The sequence below is a fragment of the Phyllobacterium sp. genome (assembly GCF_037994405.1).
Lineage (GTDB): Bacteria > Pseudomonadota > Alphaproteobacteria > Rhizobiales > Rhizobiaceae > Phyllobacterium.
This window is the reverse complement of the sequence record NZ_JBBNAN010000261.1, coordinates 1-2,689: the sequence shown is the minus strand read 5'-3', so window position 1 is coordinate 2,689 and position 2,689 is coordinate 1. Positions and strand designations below refer to the sequence as shown.

General features: G+C 55.6%; 3 protein-coding genes and 1 pseudogene. 3 read left to right on the top strand and 1 reads right to left on the bottom strand.

All coding sequences use genetic code 11. The features are described from left to right. On the top strand, nucleotides 1–886 hold an 886-nt coding region (locus AAAC48_RS14570; protein ID WP_340654864.1), incomplete at its 5' end, for a nucleotidyltransferase and HEPN domain-containing protein. A gap of 393 nt (nucleotides 887–1,279) precedes the next feature. Here the strand turns inward: AAAC48_RS14570 and AAAC48_RS14565 are convergent. After that, on the bottom strand, nucleotides 1,280–1,597 hold the full coding sequence (locus AAAC48_RS14565; RefSeq protein ID WP_340654863.1) for a DUF736 family protein: 318 nt from the start codon (nucleotides 1,595–1,597) through the stop codon (nucleotides 1,280–1,282). 117 nt (nucleotides 1,598–1,714) lie between these two features. Between AAAC48_RS14565 and AAAC48_RS14560 the strand changes: the two genes are divergently transcribed. Both AAAC48_RS14560 and AAAC48_RS14555 read left to right on the top strand, forming a co-directional pair. After that, on the top strand, nucleotides 1,715–2,128 hold the full coding sequence (locus AAAC48_RS14560; RefSeq protein WP_340654862.1) for a hypothetical protein: 414 nt from the start codon (nucleotides 1,715–1,717) through the stop codon (nucleotides 2,126–2,128). Between the two features lie 103 nt (nucleotides 2,129–2,231). Continuing rightward, nucleotides 2,232–2,689 (top strand): annotated as a pseudogene (locus AAAC48_RS14555) (DDE-type integrase/transposase/recombinase); the annotation flags it as partial.

The window sequence follows — 2,689 nt, the reverse complement described above, 5'->3', positions numbered from 1 at the left end:
CAAACAGCGCGAACTGGCGCGCATCCTTGAGATCTTGCATGAGGAATTTGAGGATGCGCTGAAGGGCGGCACCGCCGATTTCAAGAAACGCGGCCGGATCCAGAAAATCATCCTCTTCGGCTCCTATGCCCGCGGGGACTGGGTGGATGAGCCGCACACGATGAAGGGCTATCGCTCCGACTATGATCTGCTGATTATCGTCAACGACCGAAGGCTCACCGACTTTGCCAGCTACTGGTACAAGGCAGCCGACCGACTGCTGCACGACCGGGGCGTTACCACCCAAGTGGGTTTCATCGTCCATTCGCGGCGTGAGGTGAACACGGCACTGAGAGAAGGCCGGTATTTCTTCTCCGACATCCGCCGTGAGGGGATCGTTCTTTATGAACTTGACGATGAACCCTTGGTTGAACCACGTCTCCTCACGCCTGCCGACCGATATCGTGTGGCGAAGGAATATTGCGATAAGCGCTTTCCGCACGCCAAAACATTTGCAAAAGGTGCAAGCTTTTACCTAGCTGAACGCGATCTAAGCCATGCCGCGTTTCTTCTCCACCAGGCCATAGAGCACGCCTATTCGGCTTTGCTTTTGACGCTTACCAACTATGACCCGCATTCCCACCGTTTGACGTTCCTTCGCACGCTCTCGGAAGAACAGGATAGACGGCTCGCGGAAGCATGGCCACGTGACCAGCAGCGGTACCGCGCTTGGTTCAACACGATCAATGAAGCTTACGTCAAGGCACGCTACTCCGAGCATTACGAGATTGGCGAGGAGGCTCTGAGTTGGCTGGTTGGGCGCACGGCCGTCTTGCACGAACTCGTCGAGACAATCTCCAAGGAACATCTGGAGCGGCTAAAGGAAGCATCGGCTGCCACTGGCTGAGTATTGCATTGATCTCGCAATCGAACGGCTTGGATCTCAACAAGCTTTGGACCATGGTTCAGAAAGAACTGCATCTCGCTACCGCCTAAAGATGAATGGCAAGGCGCGGATGTCGGCTGACATCCGCGCCTTTTTATCAGAGGGGTGACCGCTGCACCTCTCACCAAGCCGTTCGTGTTGAGGCAGAGACTCAAGCCGAATATCCTATCTTTGAGGAAGACCCCAATAACGTTCAGTGCGACAAACGGCTTCGCCTTTGGACGTTCATTTGTTACCGGTCGCTAACCTTGTCGGACCACAGACGTCTCTTCCGTTGTAGAGAGTGCCTATCGCGGCGATTGACCGCACGGATAGTGCAACCCCCGCCTTGCGGCGGGGGCTTATTGGTCCGGATCAATCGTTGGTGATCACGGCGTAAAGTGTTTCGTCATCCTGTCCCAGATGCTTGCCGAGGTTGGCGTAGAATTTGCCGTGGCCGGTCTTGATGCCGAGGCTGTAGTAGGTGCCGCCCTTCTGGTTTTCCTTTTCCCAGATGCCGCCGATTTCGATCAGGCGACCGCGCGGGGATTTGCCAAAGAGGCGGAAGACGGGAGCCTTGTCATTGTTCCTTACGAGGGCTTCGCCGGTGATGTCGACGAAGAATGAGAGGGTTTCAACGTTGCCAGTGATCTTGTCACCGTTGATCTTGATGAAGTTCACGAGATCGGTCATCGCGTTTTCTCCTTTGTTTCGCGTTGTCGATGGACACGATTGAGAACCGGTATAGGTCGGACCGCACCCGCAGGGCCGGAACGCATGTGGAGGACAGGCAAGGCAAAGCGTCCGCGTATGATTTTGCTGCGCGAGGAATGGCTGGAAGCCAGGGGAAAATCATTTGCCAAAACTGTTGCTGGGTGGCCGACGGGTTCTAGTGATCCATGCTTCGACAAACGCACGGAAACAAAGCGGGCAATTGCAGTGACGGGTTACCTAGCTTCATTCGGTAGATCTGGCGATGATAGCAGGACATTGCCGTGCCCCCGCGCCTATTCGTTGATAAAACTGGCAATCCAAGAACTGGGCAACGAAAGGATGAACCTGAATCCAATTATCGGACTTGCTGCCGCGATTCACGCGGAATCTGGGCAAAGGAAAAAAGAGATACCTCATCAGCTGCGTGGCTTGTCTTTGATGGGCCACGGCAAGTTCTACGCCAACCTCGGCAAGCATCCGGCACAGGATGACGAACCCCTAACCCCATGATCACCGACGGCTGATCCGGACCGATAGGCCCTCCCCGCAAGGCGGGGCTTGCACTATTCGGCACAGCCAGCCGCAAAAGCGTTGCAGTGTCCGCATGAGCGAGGCCGATCGGGGCCTATCGCAGATGAGTTTCCGGCTTTTTCGGGTTATCCACTTCTCGCCAAAGCTGCTTGAGCGCTTCAATCGGTGCAAACGCGCCGTTACCGCGTCGACGAGACCTACAGCAATGTCCGCGGTCAATGGATGTATTTGTATAGTGCCATCGACAGCGTCGGGACACCGTTGAGTTCTTCTTCAGCAAAAGCCGTGATCTGCCTGCGGCCGAGCGCTTCTTCAAACGAGCATTGGAGCGGCACGGCCGGCCGGATCGCGATGTCATCAATGGCAGCCAGACAAATCGCGAAGCGATCTGTTCCTGTGATACGACTAACCGATTGAAGGCAAAGGTCGGCAGCAGGACCAAGCGTGTCAGGATCAGGTCGAGTAAATACCTCAACAACCGGATCGAGCAGGATCATCGGCGCATCAAGCGCCGCGTGCGATCAATGCTCGGTTTCAAGT

Excerpts from the sequence above, each read along its gene's own strand:
- AAAC48_RS14565 (WP_340654863.1), bottom strand. The coding sequence starts at position 1,597 with ATGACCGATCTCGTGAACTTCATCAAGATCAACGGTGACAAGATCACT.
- AAAC48_RS14560 (WP_340654862.1), top strand. The coding sequence starts at position 1,715 with ATGATTTTGCTGCGCGAGGAATGGCTGGAAGCCAGGGGAAAATCATTT.